Origin of the sequence: Streptomyces sp. NPDC101776 (assembly GCF_044766845.1) — a bacterium.
Lineage (GTDB): Bacteria > Actinomycetota > Actinomycetes > Streptomycetales > Streptomycetaceae > Streptomyces.
Genome location: NZ_JBIWMV010000007.1, coordinates 302,019 through 319,008 on the forward strand (window position 1 = coordinate 302,019; position 16,990 = coordinate 319,008).

The 16,990-nt window shown below is 70.7% G+C and carries 13 protein-coding genes; 5 read left to right on the forward strand and 8 right to left on the reverse strand.

Annotation, left to right across the window (positions count from 1 at the left end):
* Window positions 1-85: 85 nt before the first annotated feature.
* From ACIRRY_RS24070 to ACIRRY_RS24095, 6 genes are read right to left on the reverse strand one after another with little or no spacing between them, the layout of a single operon-like run.
* Window positions 86-1,312 (reverse strand): cytochrome P450, encoded by a 1,227-nt coding sequence (locus ACIRRY_RS24070; RefSeq protein WP_403976171.1) that lies wholly within the window; start codon window positions 1,310-1,312, stop codon window positions 86-88.
* Window positions 1,309-2,526 (reverse strand): cytochrome P450, encoded by a 1,218-nt coding sequence (locus tag ACIRRY_RS24075; protein WP_403976174.1) that lies wholly within the window; start codon window positions 2,524-2,526, stop codon window positions 1,309-1,311. The genes ACIRRY_RS24070 and ACIRRY_RS24075 overlap by 4 nt, the downstream gene beginning before the upstream one ends.
* Window positions 2,523-3,140 (reverse strand): GTP-binding protein, encoded by a 618-nt coding sequence (locus ACIRRY_RS24080; protein ID WP_403976177.1) that lies wholly within the window; start codon window positions 3,138-3,140, stop codon window positions 2,523-2,525. Before ACIRRY_RS24080 ends, ACIRRY_RS24075 begins: the two co-directional genes overlap by 4 nt.
* Entirely contained in the window at window positions 3,112-3,474 is a 363-nt protein-coding gene (locus tag ACIRRY_RS24085) for a DUF742 domain-containing protein (protein ID WP_403976179.1), read from the reverse strand. Before ACIRRY_RS24085 ends, ACIRRY_RS24080 begins: the two co-directional genes overlap by 29 nt.
* Window positions 3,471-3,893: a roadblock/LC7 domain-containing protein gene (locus tag ACIRRY_RS24090; protein ID WP_403976181.1), complete on the reverse strand. Its 423-nt coding sequence runs from the start codon at window positions 3,891-3,893 to the stop codon at window positions 3,471-3,473. Before ACIRRY_RS24090 ends, ACIRRY_RS24085 begins: the two co-directional genes overlap by 4 nt.
* Complete coding sequence (locus ACIRRY_RS24095; protein WP_403976183.1) at window positions 3,890-5,410, reverse strand: sensor histidine kinase; 1,521 nt, start codon at window positions 5,408-5,410, stop codon at window positions 3,890-3,892. The genes ACIRRY_RS24090 and ACIRRY_RS24095 overlap by 4 nt, the downstream gene beginning before the upstream one ends.
* Before the next feature lie 422 nt (window positions 5,411-5,832).
* Between ACIRRY_RS24095 and ACIRRY_RS24100 the strand changes: the two genes are divergently transcribed.
* The 3 genes from ACIRRY_RS24100 to ACIRRY_RS24110 all read left to right on the forward strand — a co-directional run bounded on the left by ACIRRY_RS24100 (window position 5,833) and on the right by ACIRRY_RS24110 (window position 9,988).
* On the forward strand, window positions 5,833-7,182 hold the full coding sequence (locus ACIRRY_RS24100) for a transaminase (protein WP_403976185.1): 1,350 nt from the start codon (window positions 5,833-5,835) through the stop codon (window positions 7,180-7,182).
* 24 nt (window positions 7,183-7,206) lie between these two features.
* Window positions 7,207-7,647 carry an Lrp/AsnC family transcriptional regulator gene (locus tag ACIRRY_RS24105; protein ID WP_403976401.1) on the forward strand — a complete coding sequence of 147 codons (441 nt, stop codon included), beginning with the start codon at window positions 7,207-7,209 and terminating at the stop codon, window positions 7,645-7,647.
* 94 nt (window positions 7,648-7,741) lie between these two features.
* Window positions 7,742-9,988: an MMPL family transporter gene (locus ACIRRY_RS24110; RefSeq protein WP_403976187.1), complete on the forward strand. Its 2,247-nt coding sequence runs from the start codon at window positions 7,742-7,744 to the stop codon at window positions 9,986-9,988.
* Between the two features lie 3 nt (window positions 9,989-9,991).
* Here the strand turns inward: ACIRRY_RS24110 and ACIRRY_RS24115 are convergent, their stop codons facing one another.
* Window positions 9,992-11,089 (reverse strand): PP2C family protein-serine/threonine phosphatase, encoded by a 1,098-nt coding sequence (locus ACIRRY_RS24115; RefSeq protein ID WP_403976403.1) that lies wholly within the window; start codon window positions 11,087-11,089, stop codon window positions 9,992-9,994.
* 204 nt (window positions 11,090-11,293) lie between these two features.
* Between ACIRRY_RS24115 and ACIRRY_RS24120 the strand changes: the two genes are divergently transcribed.
* Entirely contained in the window at window positions 11,294-12,829 is a 1,536-nt protein-coding gene (locus ACIRRY_RS24120; protein ID WP_403976189.1) for a DUF4331 domain-containing protein, read from the forward strand.
* 50 nt (window positions 12,830-12,879) lie between these two features.
* Here the strand turns inward: ACIRRY_RS24120 and ACIRRY_RS24125 are convergent, their stop codons facing one another.
* Window positions 12,880-14,091, reverse strand: coding sequence for a beta-1,3-glucanase family protein (locus ACIRRY_RS24125; RefSeq protein ID WP_403976192.1), 1,212 nt, complete (start codon window positions 14,089-14,091; stop codon window positions 12,880-12,882).
* 357 nt (window positions 14,092-14,448) lie between these two features.
* Here ACIRRY_RS24125 and ACIRRY_RS24130 point away from each other — a divergent pair, with 357 nt between their 5' ends.
* Window positions 14,449-16,869, forward strand: a complete 2,421-nt coding sequence (locus ACIRRY_RS24130; protein ID WP_403976195.1) for a GH92 family glycosyl hydrolase — start codon at window positions 14,449-14,451, stop codon at window positions 16,867-16,869.
* The last annotated feature ends 121 nt before the right edge of the window (window positions 16,870-16,990 follow it).

The window sequence follows — 16,990 nt, forward strand, 5'->3', positions numbered from 1 at the left end:
CCCACCCCCCTGTGGCCGCGGCGGGGCGGTTCCACCACCGCCGGGCGCATGGGGATCCGTAGCCAGGCGCATGTCGGGTTCCGGCTCAGCCGCGCAGGCGTACCGGGATCTCCTGCCAGCCGAAGGCGATGAAGGACGGCACCTGGCGCAGCTCGTCCGGGTCGACGGCGAGCCCGACCTCCGGGAAGCGGTCGAAGAACGCGGGCAGCGCGGTCAGGGCCTCCACGCGGGCGAGGGGAGCCCCGATGCAGCGGTGCACACCCATACCGAACGACAGGTGGTCGTCGGCGCCGCGGGTCGCGTCGAAGACGTCCGCGTCGGGGCCGTAGTGCGCGGGGTCGAGCCCGGCCGCCGCGTACGTGGTGATGATGGCGTCCCCTGCCGGGACGGTGATGTCGCCGACGGTGAGGTCGCCGACCGCGAACCGCAGCGGCAGCGAGGCGATGGACGGGTGGACGCGCAGGGTCTCGTCCACGACCGCGTCCCAGCTGATCTTCCCGGCGCGTACGTCCGCGAGCTGCTCGGGGCGCTTGAGCAGGGCGACGATCGCGTTGCCGATGAGGTTGACCGTCGTCTCGAAGCCCGCGCCGATCACCAGCAGCAGCGTGTACAGGAGTTCCTCGTCGCTGAGCCGGTCGCCGTCCTCGTCGCGCACCCGGATGAGTTCGGTGGTGAGGTCGTCGCCGGGGTGCTCGCTGCGGTGGGCGATCAGCGCGGGCAGTACGGTCCCGATCTGCCGCTGCACGAAGGCCGCGTGCTCCGGGGACGGGTCCGAGGTGTCCATGATGGCCGATATCAGCTGTGCGGTGTCGTCCACCAACTCGTCGGGCACACCGAACAGTTCGCAGATGATCCGCATCGGCAGGGGATGCGCGAGGGCGGCCCTGATGTCGACCACCTCGGCGTCGTCGGCCGCGACCGCGTCGAGCAGTTCCGTCGTGATCGTCTCGACCCGGGCGCGCATCGCCTCGGTGCGTCGGTGCGTGAAGCTCGGCGCCACGAGTTTGCGCAGCCGGGCGTGGTCGGTGCCGTACGTGGAGAGCATGTTGATGACGCCGATCCAGCCCAACACCCAGCCCCAGGAGGGGTGTTCGCCCATCTCGGGCCACAGGCGCCAGTGCAGCCGCGGGTCCCTGCTGACCTGCGGGTCGAGGATCAGTTGCTTCAGGGTGTCGTAGCCGGTGGGCGCCCAGGCGGGGATGCCGCCGGGCAGCTCGACGGGCACGATCGGGCCGAGGGCACGCAGCTTGGCGCTCTCGGCGGCCATGTCGGCGCCGAACGGGTCGAGGGCGATGCGGTCGGACACGGTCACGACAGGTCTCCTGGCTGGTCGGGGGAGCGGGGGCTGAACCGCACGGGCAGCGACGTGAGCGAGCGATGGAAGGGACCCGGCCGCCAGGTCAACCGCTCCCGTTCCACGACGGGTTCGAGGTCGGGCAGCCACAGGGTGAGCCGCTCGATCGCCTCCGTCGCGATGAGCAGCGTGTGCTGTTTGACCGGGCAGGCGTGCGGGCCCGCGGACCACGACAGATGCGAGGCGTCCGTGGGGTGCCGGCCGGTGACGACCTCCTGCTCGGCGAAGTGCGCGAGCGCGCCGTACGAGACGACGACCGGAATCGCCGGCCCGATGTGCGCGCCGTGGAACGTGACGGGCGAACGGGCGTAGTGGATCCCGTAGTTGGCGAGCGGGGTCTCGTGGTGCAGGACCTCCACCACGGCGTCCATGACCGGTCGGGCCCCGCTGGTCAGAGTGGAGTAGTACACCGAGGTGCCGAGGATGCGGGACAGGGCGTTGGACACCAGGTTGGCGGTCGGTTCGTGGCCCGCGCCCAGGGTGAGGAACACCTGCCAGGTGACCTCCTCCGGGCTCAGCCCGGCCGGATGGTCCAGCAGCCAGCTCGGCAGGTCGTCGCCGCGTGACTTGGCCTTGGCGGCGATCAGTTCGAGGACGTATCCGCCGAACTCGGCCTCGCCCGCGGCCGCTTGGGCACCGCCCTCCATCATCATGCCCAGCGCCCGGTCCAGCCGCCCGCTCTGGCCCTCGGGCAGCCCGAAGAGGCTGTTGAAGACCAGTGCCATCAGCGGGCGGGCGAACTCGCCCACCAGATCGGCCTGTCCGCGTGGCCCGATCCGGCTCACCAGCACATGGACCGCCCGGTGCACCCGCGCCCGCAGATCGTGCGGCTCGATCCGGTCGAAGGCGTCGATCAGCGAGGCACGGTAGCGGACGTGTGCGGCGCCGTCCGAGAACAGGGAGTTGGGCCGCCAGCGCATCATCCCGAGGACCGGCGAGTCCTCGGCGACCGTCGACTCCCACGGCCGGGGATCGTGCGAGAACGTGTCGGTGTCGCGCAGCAGCTCCAGCGCGGCCCGCCGCTCGGTGACGACGAACGCCGGTACACCCGGGGCGAGTTCGGCCCGGCCGACCGGACCCTGGGCGCGCAGGGCGGCGTAGTAGCCGTAGGGATCCAGCGCGAAGCCGTCCTCCCACAGGCGGACGGGGCGGGTGGGCGAGGTGGTGGTCACCGGTGCTCCGGGGGGTCGCGGTCGATCAGATGCTGGACCAGGGCGAGCAGCGCGTCGAGGGACGAGTCCGCGTTCCGGGCGTCACAGGTCACCAGCGGTGTGCCGGGCTCCAGGTCCAGGGCGGCGCGCAGTTGTTCCCCGGTGTGGTGCCGGGGCGCGTCCGGGAAGGTGTTGACGGCGACGGCGTACGGCAGCCCGCTCTCCTCCACCAGCCCGAGCACGTCGAACGAGGCGTCGATCCGACGGCTGTCGACCAGGACGAGTGCCCCGAGCGCGCCGTGGGCGATGTCCTCCCACAGCGCCCGGAACCGCTCCTGACCAGGCGTGCCGAACAGATACAGCACGATCCCGCCCGGCAGGCTGATCCGGCCGAAGTCGACGGCGACGGTCGTCGTCGACTTCTCCCGCACCCCGTCGAGATCGTCGACCGGGACGGACGCCTCGGAGAGCCGCTCCTCGGTGTGCAGCGGCCGGATCTCCGACACGGAGTCGATCAGGGTCGTCTTGCCCACCCCGAAGGGTCCCGCGACGAGGATCTTGACCAACTCCCGTGCGGTGTCCGGCAGATGGATACCGCTGGTGCCGCTAGTGGTGCTTGAGGGCGCGTAGGCCATCTGCGACTCTCTTCAGCAGGTCGGGTTCGAAGCGTTCGGCGGGCGGGATCGGGGCGCGGGCGAGCACCAGGCCCCGGTCGAGCAGGCCGGCGGCCAGCACGCGCACCGCGGACACGGGCAGCTCCAGCAGGGCCGCCGCCTCCAGTACCGTCAGCGAACCGCCGTACAGGGCGTCGAGCAGGGCGAGTTGAGCCGCGGGCAGCTCGGCCGGGGCGGGTTCGCCGCTGCCGCTGAGCACCGTCAGCCGTTCCAGATGCGGGCGGCTGGGCCGGGCCACACCGCCGGTCGACAGATACGCGGGAACGAGAGGACGGCCGCCGCGGCGGCCCGTCATGCCGACGCGCCGCCGTCAACTCCCCGCGGAGCGGCGGCCATCGCCTTCTCGCCCAGCCGCGCCACCTGTGAGTGCACCCGGTGTGCCAGCAGATCCAGCCGCACCTCGCCGTCACCGTAGGCGGCCACACAAGTACCGTGATCCGTAGGGACGATGAGGATGTACCCGTGGTCCGACTCGATGACCACCTGCCGTATCTCGGACCGCTCCCGGTCGGCGAACGCCGCCGCGGCGGTACGGCACGCCCCCTGCACCGTGCTGGTGATCGCGGCCACCCGCTCGCCCGAGGCCCGGGACAGCGCGTCGGTGTACCCGCGCACCAGCCCGTCCCGGGTCAACAGCACCGCCGCCACCACGTGCGGCACCTCCAGTATCGGATCGAGCACCCACGCGGTGTCGCCCCCATCGCGGCTGGTCATCTAGCCGCTCCCCCCTCGTAGTCGGTCTGTTGTGTGTCATGCGCTGTCACTGTCCCGGGCACCGCGCTCCGTTCGCCTACGGCGGTCCCGGCGTCGTCGCTCGCGGCGCGCGCGGCGGCGGTGCCGGACTGGAGTGCGGCGAGTGCGGCGGCGGCCTGCTCCGGGCGGCGCTCCGGCTGGTGTGTCTGCGGTGCGGGAGGCGGGGGCGTTGCGATGGATGCGGTCGGTGCGGTGGCCGCGGTGCGGCGCCGGCGTCGCGGGAGGCCGCCGGCGTCGGGTGTCGCCGGGTGCCCGGGTATGTCGGCGACACCGCGTTCGGCCCGCTCAACCCGCTCTGCCCGCTCCGTTCGTGTGGCTCGCTCGGCCCGTGTGGCTCGTTCGTCGGGCTCGGAGCCGTAGGAGTGGGCCGGTGCGGGGGCGGTCGTGCTGGTGGGCGCGGGGGCCCGGCGGGTCGAGCGCGGGGCGCCGGCCGCGGGCGGTCGCTGCTCGGGGTCGATCCGGCTGAGGAGATGGCTGTCGATCCGCAGGACCGCGCGGACGCCGCCGTACGGGGAGGGCGAGGACACGTCGACGCTCAGGTCGAACTGCCGGGTCAGGCGGCCGATCGCGGCGAAGCCCATGCGCGGCGGGTCGCCCAGGTCGGTGAGGAGGATCGGGTCGGAACCGGCCACCATCCGCCCGGCGTGGTCGCGTTCGTCCTGGGTCATGCCCAGACCCGAGTCGTCGACGGTGACGCAGGCGCCGTGGTGCACGTGCTCCAGGTTGACCACGACCTCGGTGTCCGGGGCGGAGTGCCGCAGCGCGTTGTCGACGAGTTCGGCGACGATGATCGCGACCGGTTCGACGGCGTGCGAGACGAGCGCGGTGCCGGCTTCGAGGTGGTTGTGCACCCGCACCCGGTGGTATCCGGCGAGCCGGGCCTGGCCGCCGGTCACCGCGTCGACGAGGTGCGACTCCTCACGGGCGAGTCCGACCCAGGCCCCGCACACGACGGCCGCGACCTGCGCACGGCGCAGCGACTGCTCGTTCTCGTGGTCCAGCGTGAACAGGGTCTGTGCCAACTCGGGGTCGTCGTACCGCTGTTGGAGCGAGCGCAGGGCGTCCTGCAAGCGGTACAGCGCGGCCTGGATCTCCCGGGTGGCCCCGCGCATCCCGGCCTGTGCGGCGGCGTCGATGCGGGTGCGCTGCGCGGTGAGTTCCGAACGCACCGCGCTCAGCACGCTTTCGAGGGCGATCCCGAGGGGCGAGCCGATGAACTGCGGCTGCCCGGGCCCCGGTACGGCGACCCGCGGATGGATGAGATGCCGGGCGGCGGCCGGGATCCGCTGCCCCGCCAGATGCTCGACCTCGGCCGCCAACGCGGCCTGCACGCCGTCCAGTCGGGCCCGCAGCTCGGCGATCTCCTCGCGTTGCAGGGCGCGTTGACGCCGCGACCGCAGCAGCCCGGCACCGAGCGCCAGCGCGGACAGTGTGCCGGCGGCGAGAGCGCCGGTCACCAGGTCCGGTAATTCGATCATCGAATCGAGTCCAAGTGGAGTCGGGCAGGGCTGAGTTCGGGCCCTCAGGCGGGGCGCCCGGAGCACAGTACACACCGTCATCGACCGCTCTCGCACGGTGTCGCAGGACTTCCCTCCGAAACTGACCGGCCTCTGTTCGCTTCTGCGCCAAGTGTCTGAAATGGCGTGTGGGGAAAGAGAGTCGAGCGGATGGGGGAGGGGCGTGGCGGGTGTCGTGCGTTGCCCGGACGGCATCGAGGGGCGCTCGGCCGCTTGAGGGGTGGGTGACCGGGGGTCAGGGGCGGACGCTCAAGTCCTTGAGTGAAAGTCGCGCCGAACGAATCAATCGCCGCAACAATCGATTCGGCAGCCATCTCTTGCCTCTGGGCCTCTTTCAGTCATACCGTCCAGGCATTCCGTCGCCCACGTCACCGAGGTGCCCCATGGACCGCACGCGACTGCAAGACCTGCTCGCCCGTGAGAGCGTCGAGGCCGAGCGGCTCAACCCGCGGTCGAAGGCCGCCTACGCCCGCGCCGAGCATCTCTTCGGGCGGGTGCCGATGACCTGGATGAACAAGACCGCCGGAGCTTTTCCGCGCTACCTCGACACCGCTCGGGGTGCCCGTGTCACCGACATCGACGGGCACGAGTACATCGACTTCAGCCTCGGGGACACCGGAGCGATGGCCGGGCACTCGCCCACCGTCGTCGCGGAAGCGGTGCAGCGGCGGTTCGCCGAGCAGGGCGGGGCCACGGCGATGCTGCCGACCGAGGACGCCGAGTGGGTCGGCGCGGAGCTCACCCGTCGCTTCGGGCTCGCCCGCTGGAGCTTCGCGCTCACCGCGACCGATGCCAACCGCTGGGCGATCCGGCTCGCCCGGGCCGTCACCGACCGGCCCAAGATCCTGGTGAACAGTTACAGCTACCACGGCAGTGTCGACGAGTCGCTCATCGTCGTCGGGCCGGACGGCCACGGCGCCGCCCGCCCCGGCAACGTCGGCGCCCCCTGCGACGTCACCCTCACCAGCCGTGTCGCAGAGTTCAACGATCCGGCCCAACTGGAGCGGGAGTTGGCGCACGGAGACGTCGCCGCCGTGCTCATGGAACCCGCCCTCACCAACATCGGCATCGTGCTGCCCGAGCCCGGCTACCTGGCCGCCGTACGCGAACTGACCAGGAAATACGGCACGTTGCTCATCATCGACGAGACCCACACCTTCTCCGCGGGACCTGGCGGCTGCACCGCCGCCTGGGGCCTCGAACCCGATCTGCTCACGATCGGCAAGGCGATCGGCGGCGGCATCCCGGCCGGTGCGTACGGCCTCTCCGTCGAACTCGCCGACCGGCTGCTCGGCCGCGACGACCTGGACCTGGTCGACATGGGCGGCGTCGGCGGCACCCTTGCCGGCAACGCGCTGTCCGTCGCCGCGATGCGCGCCACGCTCGAACACGTCCTGACCGACGAGGCGTTCGCGCACATGGCGAAGCTGTCCGAACGCTTCGCGGCCGGTGTGCAGGAAGGCATCGACGCGCACGCGCTGCCCTGGACGTTGAGCCGCCTCGGCGCACGCAGCGAATACCGCTTCGCGTCCCCGGCACCCCGCACCGGCACCGAGTCCGAGGCGGCAGGCGACCCGGAGCTGGAGGACTTCCTGCACCTCTACCTCGCCAACCGGGGCATCCTGCTCACCCCGTTCCACAGCATGGCGCTGATGTGCCCCGACACCACCGAACAGGACGTCGCCACCCACACCCGGGTCTTCGCCGAGGCGCTCGCCGAACTGGCGAGCTGACACAGGGAGTTGGAGAACAAGCACGTGGACGACATCGACCGGGCCATCCTGCGCGAGCTCCAGACCGACGGACGTATCGCCTACGCCGACCTCGGACCGAAGGTCGGTCTGTCCGCGTCGGCCGCCCGGCAGCGGCTCCAACGCCTCCTGGATTCCAAGGCGGTTCAGGTCGTCGGGGTGACCGACCCGATGGCCATGGGCGGCCAGGCCATGGCCATGCTCGGCATCGAGGTGAACGGCGACCCGCGCGCCGTCGCCGACGAACTCGCCCTGCGCGACGAGGTGGTGTACTCCGTGCTCACCTCCGGCGGCTTCGATCTGTTCGCGGAAGTGGTCACCCCGGGACCGCGCGACCTGCTCGACTTCGTCAACGACGTCGTGCGGCCGATCGAAGGCGTGCGGACCGTCCAGTCGTTCCCGTACTTCGGCATCCACACCCACCGGTTCCTGTGGGACGTGGGATGACCGCAGGCTGAGCGCGGGCCCGAGATGCCGGAGTGATCCCGTGGGCGTCTAATGGGGATGTCGGAAATGTCCCCTGGCGGAAAAGGCCGAGGTCATGGCGCCCACGGATTCCAGTGCAGGGGGCAGCGGAGCCGCATCCAAGGGGGTGCTGCGGCGGCTGGGGGAGTGGTGCGCGCGGCACTTCGTGATCGTGATCGTCGCCTGGCTCGTCGCGCTGGCCGCGCTCCAGGTTCTCAACAGGTCCTTCGGGGGCGACTACTCGGACGACTTCTCGCTCAACGGCGTACAGTCCCACCACGGTCAGCAGGTCCTGAAGGAACACGATCCGGCGGCCGGGGGCTACGGCAGCCAGATCGTCCTCCACGACAAGGACAAACAGCTCACCTCGCTGAGCTCGCAGATGTCCCAGACGGTCGGCGACCTCCAGAAGCTCCCGCACGTCCTGTCGGTGCAGAACCCGCTGCCGCAGGCCGGAACGCAGCCACCGACGTCCACCGGCCCGAACGTGGGCCCCCTGTCGTCGGACGCGAAGACCGGCTACATCACCATCCGCTTCGACGTGCAGCCGTCCACCCTCGGCGACGGCTACCTCCACGGCGTCGACGACTCCGTCAAGCCGCTGCGCGCCGCCGGCGCCCAGGTCGAGTACGGCGGACCGCTCGGCGAACTGGCCCGGCCCGCAGCCGACGACAAGGTCAGCGAACTCATCGGGTTCGGCGTGGCGATCGTCGTCCTGCTGATCGGCTTCGGCAGTGTGATCGCCGCCGCGATGCCCCTGGTGACCGCGCTGATCAGCGTGATCGGCGGACTCGCCTGCCTCGGACTGCTGGCGGCGGCGTTCACCTTCGCGACGGTGTCACCGACCCTCGCCACGATGATCGGCATCGGTGTCGGCATCGACTACGCGCTGTTCCTGATCACCCGTCACCGGCAGAACCTCATGAACGGCAGCGATCCCGTGCGCGCCGCCGGACAGGCCACCGCCACCAGCGGCCGGGCCGTCCTCGTCTCCGGCTGCACCGTGATCATCGCGCTCGCCGGACTGTTCGTGTCCGGCGTGCCCTTCATCGGGAAACTCGGGCTCGCCGCCGCCGTGACGGTCGTGTCGGCGGTCATCGGCGCGCTCACCCTCGTGCCCGCGCTGCTCGGGCTCCTCGGCAAGCGGATCGACCGCTACCGGGTGCGCCGCCCGGTCGCCGAGACCGACGCCGAGCCGGGTACCGAACCCACCGGCACCTGGCACCGCTACGCGCAGCGCGTGGAACACCGGCCGTGGACCTTCCTCGCGGCGGGCATCGCGACCGTCGTCGTCCTCGCCATCCCGGTCTTCTCGATCCAGCTCGGCCACATCGGCGACGGCGCCGACCCCACCTCGTTCACCGACCGCCGCGCCTACGACCTGATGACCGACGCCTTCGGGCCAGGCTCCAACGGCCCGCTCACCATCGTCATCGACCAGACGGGCGTCCCGTCCTCCCAGCGCCAGGACCTCACCACCCAGGCCCAGAAGACCCTCGACGGGGTACAGGGCGCCGCCAAGGTCACCCCGCTGACGACCACCAAGGACGGGGACGTCCTGGTCGGCACCGTCTACTCCAAGCAGTCCCCGCAGAGCGCCTCCACCACCGACCTCACCAACCGCCTCGTCCACGACACCCTCCCGGACGCCGTCCACGGCAGCTCCGCGAAGGGCTACGTCACCGGCACCACCGGTGCGCAGGTCGACTTCCGCGACATCGTGTCGAGCCGGCTGCCCCTGATCATCGGCGTGGTGGTCGCGCTGGCCTTCCTGATCATCCTCGCCGTCTTCCGCGGCCTCCTGGTCGCCCTCAAGGCCGCCGTCCTCAACGTGCTCTCGATCGCGGCCTCCTACGGCGTCGTCGTCGCCGTCTTCCAATGGGGCTGGGGCGGCCCGTCGTTGGGCGTCGCAGGCAAGGTCCCCATCGAGAGCTACGTCCCGATGATGATGTTCGCGATCATCTTCGGACTGAGCATGGACTACGAGATCTTCCTGCTCTCCCGCGTCCACGAGGCCTGGCTGCGCACCGGCGACGCCGAGGCGTCCGTCGCCCACGCCCTGGAGATCACCGCGCGCGTCATCACCTGCGCCGCGCTGATCATGGTGAGCGTCTTCGCGGCCTTCGTCCTCAGCGACAACATCGTGGTCAAGATGCTCGGCCTCGGCCTGGCCGTCAGTGTGCTGATCGACGCCACCGTCGTACGGCTGCTGATGGTGCCCGCGGTCATGACCCTGCTGGGGCGGCACGCCTGGTGGACACCCCGGTTCCTGGACCGGATCCTGCCGCACATCGACGCGGAGGGGGAGCACGAGAAGGCGTGAGCGTCAGACCCCGGGCGTCAGGACGAGCATGGTGACGTCGTCCCGGATCTCCTCCGAGTGCCGCAGCACATCGGCCCACACCCGCTCCGGGAGGTCGGTGCGGTCGCCGGCCGAGAGCGCGGCCAGTCGGCCGGTGAACGGGTAGAAGACGCCGGTCGCGTCCCGTGCCTCCCACACCCCGTCCGAGGCCAGGAACAGCCGGTCCCCGGGCAGCAGCGGCACCTCGACACCACCCAGCGGACCCGAGTCCACCAGCCCGAGGCCGAGCGGGGTCCACGGCACGAGATCGATCTCCGTGACCCGCCCCTCGCGCAGCAGCACCGGAGCCGGATGCCCACAGGCCACGATCCGCACGGCCCGCGCGTCCGCCGCGAACTCCAGCAGCACGGCCGTGGCGAACAGCTCCGCGTGCGGCGACCGCGCGGAGTCCACCACGAGCCTGCGGTCGAGCCGCGCGGCGACCGATTCGAGGTCCGGCCGGTCCAGCACCGCCTCCCGGAACGCCCCCAGCAAGGACGCCACGGTCGCGACGGCCGACAGCCCGTGCCCCTGCACATCGCCCATCACCGCCCGCACCCCGTATGGCCCGTCCCGCACATCGAAGAAGTCCCCGCCGACCAGCGTCCCGCGCTGCGCCGCCCGGTACAGCCCCGCACACCCCACCGGCCCCACCCGCGCCGGCAGCGGCGGTACGACGGCCCGCTGAGCGGCCTCGGCGACCGTGCGCTCCAGATCGAGCTGGGCGTCACGACGACTCCGTACGAAGGAGATGAACACACTCAGCAACGCGACGAAGCAGATCGTCAGCAGATCCGTACTGCCCGGATCATTGAGATGGAAGGCCGGAACGGTCAGCAGCGCGACGCTGAGACCCCCGAAGAGCACGGTCGCCGGCGGACCGTACGACAGCCCGGCCAGTGGCGGGATGGCACCCAGCACGAACCCGATGTCGAGGGAGTGCGGACTCACCAGCGTCGCCACACCCACCCCGCCGACCAGCAGTCCCGGCAGCACCCGCACCCACATCGGGGCCGGCGCGCCCCGAAGCCAGCCACGCCGGGCCGGCTCCCGGTCCCGGCGCGCCACCAGACCCCGCACCATTCCCACACCACCACGCTCCTACGACGGGACCGGCCCCGCACGCCGAAAGCCCCGCAGGCCGAGCGCCGCCCGCCGATCCCGAAGTCGAGATCAATCCGCAGATCAACTGAAAGATCGGTCAGATCGGCCAATATTCACCAATCCGTACGAGTCGCCGCTCCGAATCCTCAGACGTCAGGAAAGTTGGCATGGAGGACGGACGGTATGACACCAATCGCCAGGAGCGGTGCGCGGCGCAGGAGCCTCGCGACCCTCGTAGCAGGTGCGCTGGCCGCCGGGGGACTCGCAGCCGCCGGCATGACCACGCTGGAACCGGGGGCGGCTTCCGCCTCCAGTCACCGGGAGGCCCCGCTGATCTCGGGGCAGCCCAAGTACGACAACACGGACGTGTACGCCTTCGTCAGTCCGGACGCCCCGGAGACGACGACGATCGTCGCGGACTGGATCCCGTTCGAGGATCCGGCGGGCGGCCCGAACTTCTACACGTTCGCGGACGACGCCCAGTACGACATCCACATCGACAACAACGGTGACGCGCAGGGTGAGTTGCTGCTGCGCTACACCTTCAGGACGCACACGAAGAACAAGAAGACGTTCCTGTACAACACGGGCCCGGTCACGAGCCTGGACGACCCAGACCTGAACGTCACGCAGACGTACGACGTCGACCTGCTCAAGCTGCGCAACCAGAGTCTGGTCTCGAAGACGAAGCTAGCCGACGACATACCGGTGGCCCCGTCGAACGTCGGCAAGGCGTCGATGCCGGACTACGGCACGCTGCGCCAGCAGGCGGTCCGCCAACTCGCCGACGGAGGGCGGACGTTCGCCGGTCAGGCGGACGACCCCTTCTTCCTGGACCTGCGCGTCTTCGACCTGCTCTACGGCGGCAATCTGAGCGAGGTCGGAAACGACACGCTCAAGGGCTACAACGTCAACTCGATCGCCCTGCAACTGCCCACCGACATGATCACCGAGTCGAAGCAGCAGCCCGTCGTCGGTATCTGGTCGACCACCCAACGGAAGAACGCCCAGGGGAACTTCGAGCAGGTCTCACGTCTGGGCAACCCGCTGGTCAACGAGGTCGTCAATCCACTGAAGGACAAAGACAAGTTCAACGCGTCCTCGCCGTGGAACGACGGGCAGTTCCTGAAGAACGTGACCAACCCGGAACTGCCGAAGCTCATGGAGGCCGTCTACAAGATCGAGGCGCCCGCGGAACCGCGCGACGATCTCGTCGACGTCTTCCTCAAGGGCGTCAAAGGCCTCAACCAGCCGCCGGGCGTGCGACCGGCGGAGATGCTGCGCCTGAACACCTCGATCAAGCCGACCACCGCGCCGAAACGGCTCGGTGTCCTCGACGGCGACAACGCGGGCTTCCCGAACGGGCGTCGGCTCACCGATGACGTCGTGGACATCTCGCTCCAGGTCGTCGAGGGCGAACTGGTCGGCGCCAGGAACGACTTGGGGGACGCGGTCGACGCCAACGACCGGAAGTTCGGCGACTCCTTCCCCTACCTGGCCGAGCCCGTCGCCGGTTCGCGCGGCCCGCTCGCGAAGGGCACGTCCGGTGGCAACAGCGTCCGCGACCAGATCGGCGACGCCCTTCGGCCGGCCGGCTCCGCGGACGGTACGCGCGACACCGGCCTGATCGCCGCCTCGGCGGCCTCGGGCGCGGCGGGGATCCTGCTGATCGGCGCGGGTCTGGCGTGGTGGCGCCGGCGCACGCGCCGACCGAACTGAGCGGCACGGAACGGGAGAGGGCGGGGGCCGCGCTCCCGCCCTCTCCGGCCTCAGAACGGCGTGAGCGTCAGCCGTATCCCCGTCGGTGCCGTGTCCTGGACGTACGACGCGAAGTCCGCGACGTCGTCGAAGGCGAAGCCGTACGCCCTGCCGTCGGCGGTGGCCGCGTGGACCGCCTTCGCGTAGTGGTTGGTGAGGTCGGTGCGGTAGAACGCCGAGGCGGTGGTGGTCGGTTGGGCCGGGTCGGACAGGAGCGTGGAGCGGTTGAGACCCGCGCCGAGCACGGCCGCGACCGGGCCCGTGGTGCCGTCGTTCGGGGCGGCCAGGTTGCCGTCGCAGAACAGCACGTCACGCGTCGACGGCTTGGCGAACGAGACCGAGGCAGGGCCGGTGAAGGCGAACCGGTCGGCGCGCACCCGCCCGGTGAAGGCCCCCGCGTTCGTGGTGACGGTCAGGTCCTTTCCGGTGTACGTGCTCCACACCTCGTCGATGTACGGCGCGAGGTAGTCGGCGGCGAACAGGCCCGCGTCCAGCCCGTGCCCCGGCGCGATGACCCGTGTGTCGGCCACGATCAGCGGGGCGAACGCCTCGACCCGCCGTACCGCGTCGAACACCGACGCCCGGCCGCCGTCGCGCAGGGTGCCCGTCGTCTGGTCCTGCGCGCCGGTCAGCCGGATGCTCAGCGGCACGCTGAACATGTCGACCATCGTCGTGTTGCAGAAGATGCCCGCCGTGTTGTGCGTGAACTCGGCGCAGTCGTGCAGGACTTGGTGGTTGGGGTCGGACGTCACCCAGCCGGCCGGGTACTGGAGTGCCGGGTTGCCGTTGCCGTCCGCCACGGCTTTGAACTTCAGCTTCGCGCCCAGGGAGACGTAGATGCGGCCCGACAGGTACGGGAGCGAAATCGTCGTCTCCGCACCGGAGTTGAGACTGATCGCGTAGTCGGTGAAGCCGTCGGCGCCGTTGTCCGAGAGCGCGATCGGCGCGAGCGTGCCGTCCGGAGCGACCCGCACCTGCTTGCCGTCCACGTTTCCCACGATGTAGACGTGCACGTTCGCGTTGTCGAACGAGCCGCTGGTGTTGACGAGTGTCAACGGGAGGGCTCCCGCCTGATCGGCGCCGGTCTCCATGGACTTGGTGTCCGCGAGGGCGTGCGGTGCCAGTGCCGCGAGTGCGGGAGCGGCCACCGCGGCGCCCCCGAGCGCGAAGAGGAGCTTGCGACGGCCGAGTGAGCGCTGATGGCGCGGGGGTGAGGGGGTCATCTGGGGGCCTCCGGTATCGGGGCAGTTCGGAGCGGACGGTGCCGACGCGTTGAGAGCGCTCTCACAGCGTGCGTCGGCACCGCCGCCGAAGCTCGATGTTACGCACGACCAGCGCCCGAGCCAATGGTTCGGCGGGACGGCGGCAGTGCGCTGACCTGTGGAAACTCGACAGGATGGCGGGCTTAATCCCTGCTTAAGGATCACTTAAGCGCCCGGTGAAGCATTCACCCGTGATTCATCACCTGTACCCGGGCGCCTCTTCCCTCCCATCGACTGGCCTCCTAGCCTCGCAAGGCCCCTGTCTCCTCGGCCTGTCACTTCGGCCCCATGTCCCTTCCCCGAAAGGCGACTTGACGCATGCGTCACCAACTACTGGGCACGGCAAGACGGTTCGGCCTCGGAGCCGCGGCGGTGGCGGTCACGACCGCGCTCGCCGCGGCCGCCCCCTTCCCCGCCCTCGCCGCGGCGACCGGCTCCGCGGGCGCGTTGTCCTCGCTCGTCGACCCGCTGATCGGCTCCTCCAACGGCGGCAACACCTACCCCGGCGCCACCCTCCCGTCCGGCATGATCGCCTGGTCGCCGACCAGCACCACCGGCGACCAGACCGGCACGGGCGCCGCCAACGGGTACGAGTACGGCGCCACCCGCATCCGTGGTCTGAGCCTCACGCATGTCAACGGCGCGGGCTGCAACCCCGGCGCGGCCGGCGACGTACCGATCATGCCGTTCGTCGGCGACGTCACCTCGTCACCGTCGGCGGACACCAAGGACGCCGTGTACGCGTCGAGCTTCTCGCACGCCGACGAGAAGGCCACCCCCGGCCGCTACACCCTCGTCCTCGCCTCCGGCGCCACCGCCGACCTGGCCGTCAGCAAGCGCGCCGGAGTCGCCGACTTCACCTTCCCGGCCGACCGCCCGGCGAGCCTGCTCTTCCGCGCCTCCAACTCCCTCAACGGCAGCGCGGACGCACACGTCGACATCGACACCGCCCACCACAAGGTGACCGGCTGGGTCCTCACCGGTGCCTTCTGCGGGCGCCGCGCCAACGGCGGCGTCAACAACCGCAAGAGCTACTACAAGCTCTACTTCAGCGCCTCCTTCGACCGCGCCTTCTCCTCCGTCGGCACCTGGCACGACAGCACGGTGTCACCCGGTTCGACGACCGCCTCCGGAGGCGAGGGATACGCCACCGGCGCCGACCGCGCGGGACGTGGTTCCGGCGGCTGGGTCGGCTTCGACACGGCGGCTGACAACGATGTCCACATGCGGATCGGCATCTCGTACGTCAGCCTCTCCGGAGCCGAGACCAACCTCCGCCAGGAGATCGCCCCGCACGCGCGCGTGGCCGACGTGGCCACAGCGGGCGCCCGCGCGTGGGACCGCGAACTGAGCACCGTACGCGTCGACGGCGGGACCCCCGCACGCCGCCAGACCTTCTACACGGCGCTTTACCACGCGCTCATGCAGCCCGACCTGATCAGTGACACGGACGGCCGCTACTGGGGCATGGACCAGGCCGTCCACCGATTGGCGCGCGGGCAGCGGGCGCAGTACAGCAACTTCTCCGGCTGGGACCAGTACCGCGCCCAGATCCAGCTGCTCGCCCTCCTGAAGCCCACCGTCGCGGGCGACTTCGCCCAGTCCCTCTACAACTTCGCCCAGCAGAACGGCGGAGTCTGGGACCGCTGGGTGCACATCAGCGGCGCCACCCACGTCATGACCGGCGACCCGTCGGCCGCGACCCTGGCCACCTTCTACGCCATGGGCGTACGCAACTTCGACTACCAGGGGGCCTTCGACTCGCTCGTCCACCAGGCCACCGTGCCCAACGCCGACGAACTCTCGGACGCCGGCTGCCCCGGCCAGTGCGTGGGCCAACGCCCCAACCTGGCCCAGTACATGACCTCCCACTACGCGGCCCAGGACGCGTGCCACTGCTGGGGCGGCGCCGCCGAGACCCTGGAGGACGCGGTCGCCGACTCCGCCCTCGCGCAGTGGGCGAAACTGCTCGGCCGTACCGCAGAGGCGAAGACCTTCACAGAACGCGGTGCCTACTGGAGCAACGTCTTCAACCCTGCCACCGGTTACATCCAGGCCCGCAACCTCGACGGCTCCTGGGTGACCCCGTTCAACCCGGCGAGCGATCTCGGCTTCGCGCAGGGCTCGGCCGCCGCGTACGTCTGGATGGTCCCGCAGGACGTCCAGGGGCTGGCCGAGGCGATGGGCGGACGCGAGACGGCCACCACCCGGCTCGACGGCTTCTTCCACACCGCGGACGGGGCATGGTCGGTCCGGGGCGGTGACGCGCTGCGCTACGACCCGACCAACGAGCCCGACATCCACGCCCCCTGGCTCTACAACTCCCTCGGCCGGCCCTGGAAGACCCAGGCGACGGTCCGCCAGATCCTCGACACCGCCTACGGCACCGGCCCCAGGGGCCTGCCCGGCAACGACGACCTCGGCACCATGTCCGCCTGGTACGTCTTCTCCGCCCTCGGCATCTACTCGCGCACCCCGGGCAGCGCCGACCTGCTGCTCGGCGCACCAGTGTTCCCGAAGGCGGTCGTGGACCGGCCGGGCCGCAGGGACATCGTCATCACCGCCCCCGACGCCGACGACGCCCACCAGTACGTCGACGCCGTACGCCTCGACGGCCGTGACCTCACGCGCGCGTGGACCGGCGCGGGCCTGACCCTCAAGGGCGGCAGGCTGGACGTCCGGCTCGCCATCGAACCGAACACGAGCTGGGCGACCGACCCGGGACAACTCCCGAAGTGATGCGCACCGGCCCGGCGGAGCCCCGCTCCGCCGGGCCGGCCGTAAATACGGTGGACGGGCGGGATCTCCGTCCCCTAGCGTGCGGGTACACGCCCTGAGACCAGCGGAAGGAGGCGAGTGC

Bases quoted from the DNA above. Each gene is read 5' to 3' on its own strand.
- ACIRRY_RS24080 (WP_403976177.1), bottom strand. From the start codon at position 3,140: ATGGCCTACGCGCCCTCAAGCACCACTAGCGGCACCAGCGGTATCCAT.
- ACIRRY_RS24085 (WP_403976179.1), bottom strand. From the start codon at position 3,474: ATGACGGGCCGCCGCGGCGGCCGTCCTCTCGTTCCCGCGTATCTGTCG.
- ACIRRY_RS24090 (WP_403976181.1), bottom strand. From the start codon at position 3,893: ATGACCAGCCGCGATGGGGGCGACACCGCGTGGGTGCTCGATCCGATA.
- ACIRRY_RS24095 (WP_403976183.1), bottom strand. From the start codon at position 5,410: ATGATCGAATTACCGGACCTGGTGACCGGCGCTCTCGCCGCCGGCACA.
- ACIRRY_RS24100 (WP_403976185.1), top strand. From the start codon at position 5,833: ATGGACCGCACGCGACTGCAAGACCTGCTCGCCCGTGAGAGCGTCGAG.
- ACIRRY_RS24110 (WP_403976187.1), top strand. From the start codon at position 7,742: ATGGCGCCCACGGATTCCAGTGCAGGGGGCAGCGGAGCCGCATCCAAG.
- ACIRRY_RS24115 (WP_403976403.1), bottom strand. From the start codon at position 11,089: ATGGTGCGGGGTCTGGTGGCGCGCCGGGACCGGGAGCCGGCCCGGCGT.
- ACIRRY_RS24120 (WP_403976189.1), top strand. From the start codon at position 11,294: ATGACACCAATCGCCAGGAGCGGTGCGCGGCGCAGGAGCCTCGCGACC.
- ACIRRY_RS24125 (WP_403976192.1), bottom strand. From the start codon at position 14,091: ATGACCCCCTCACCCCCGCGCCATCAGCGCTCACTCGGCCGTCGCAAG.
- ACIRRY_RS24130 (WP_403976195.1), top strand. From the start codon at position 14,449: ATGCGTCACCAACTACTGGGCACGGCAAGACGGTTCGGCCTCGGAGCC.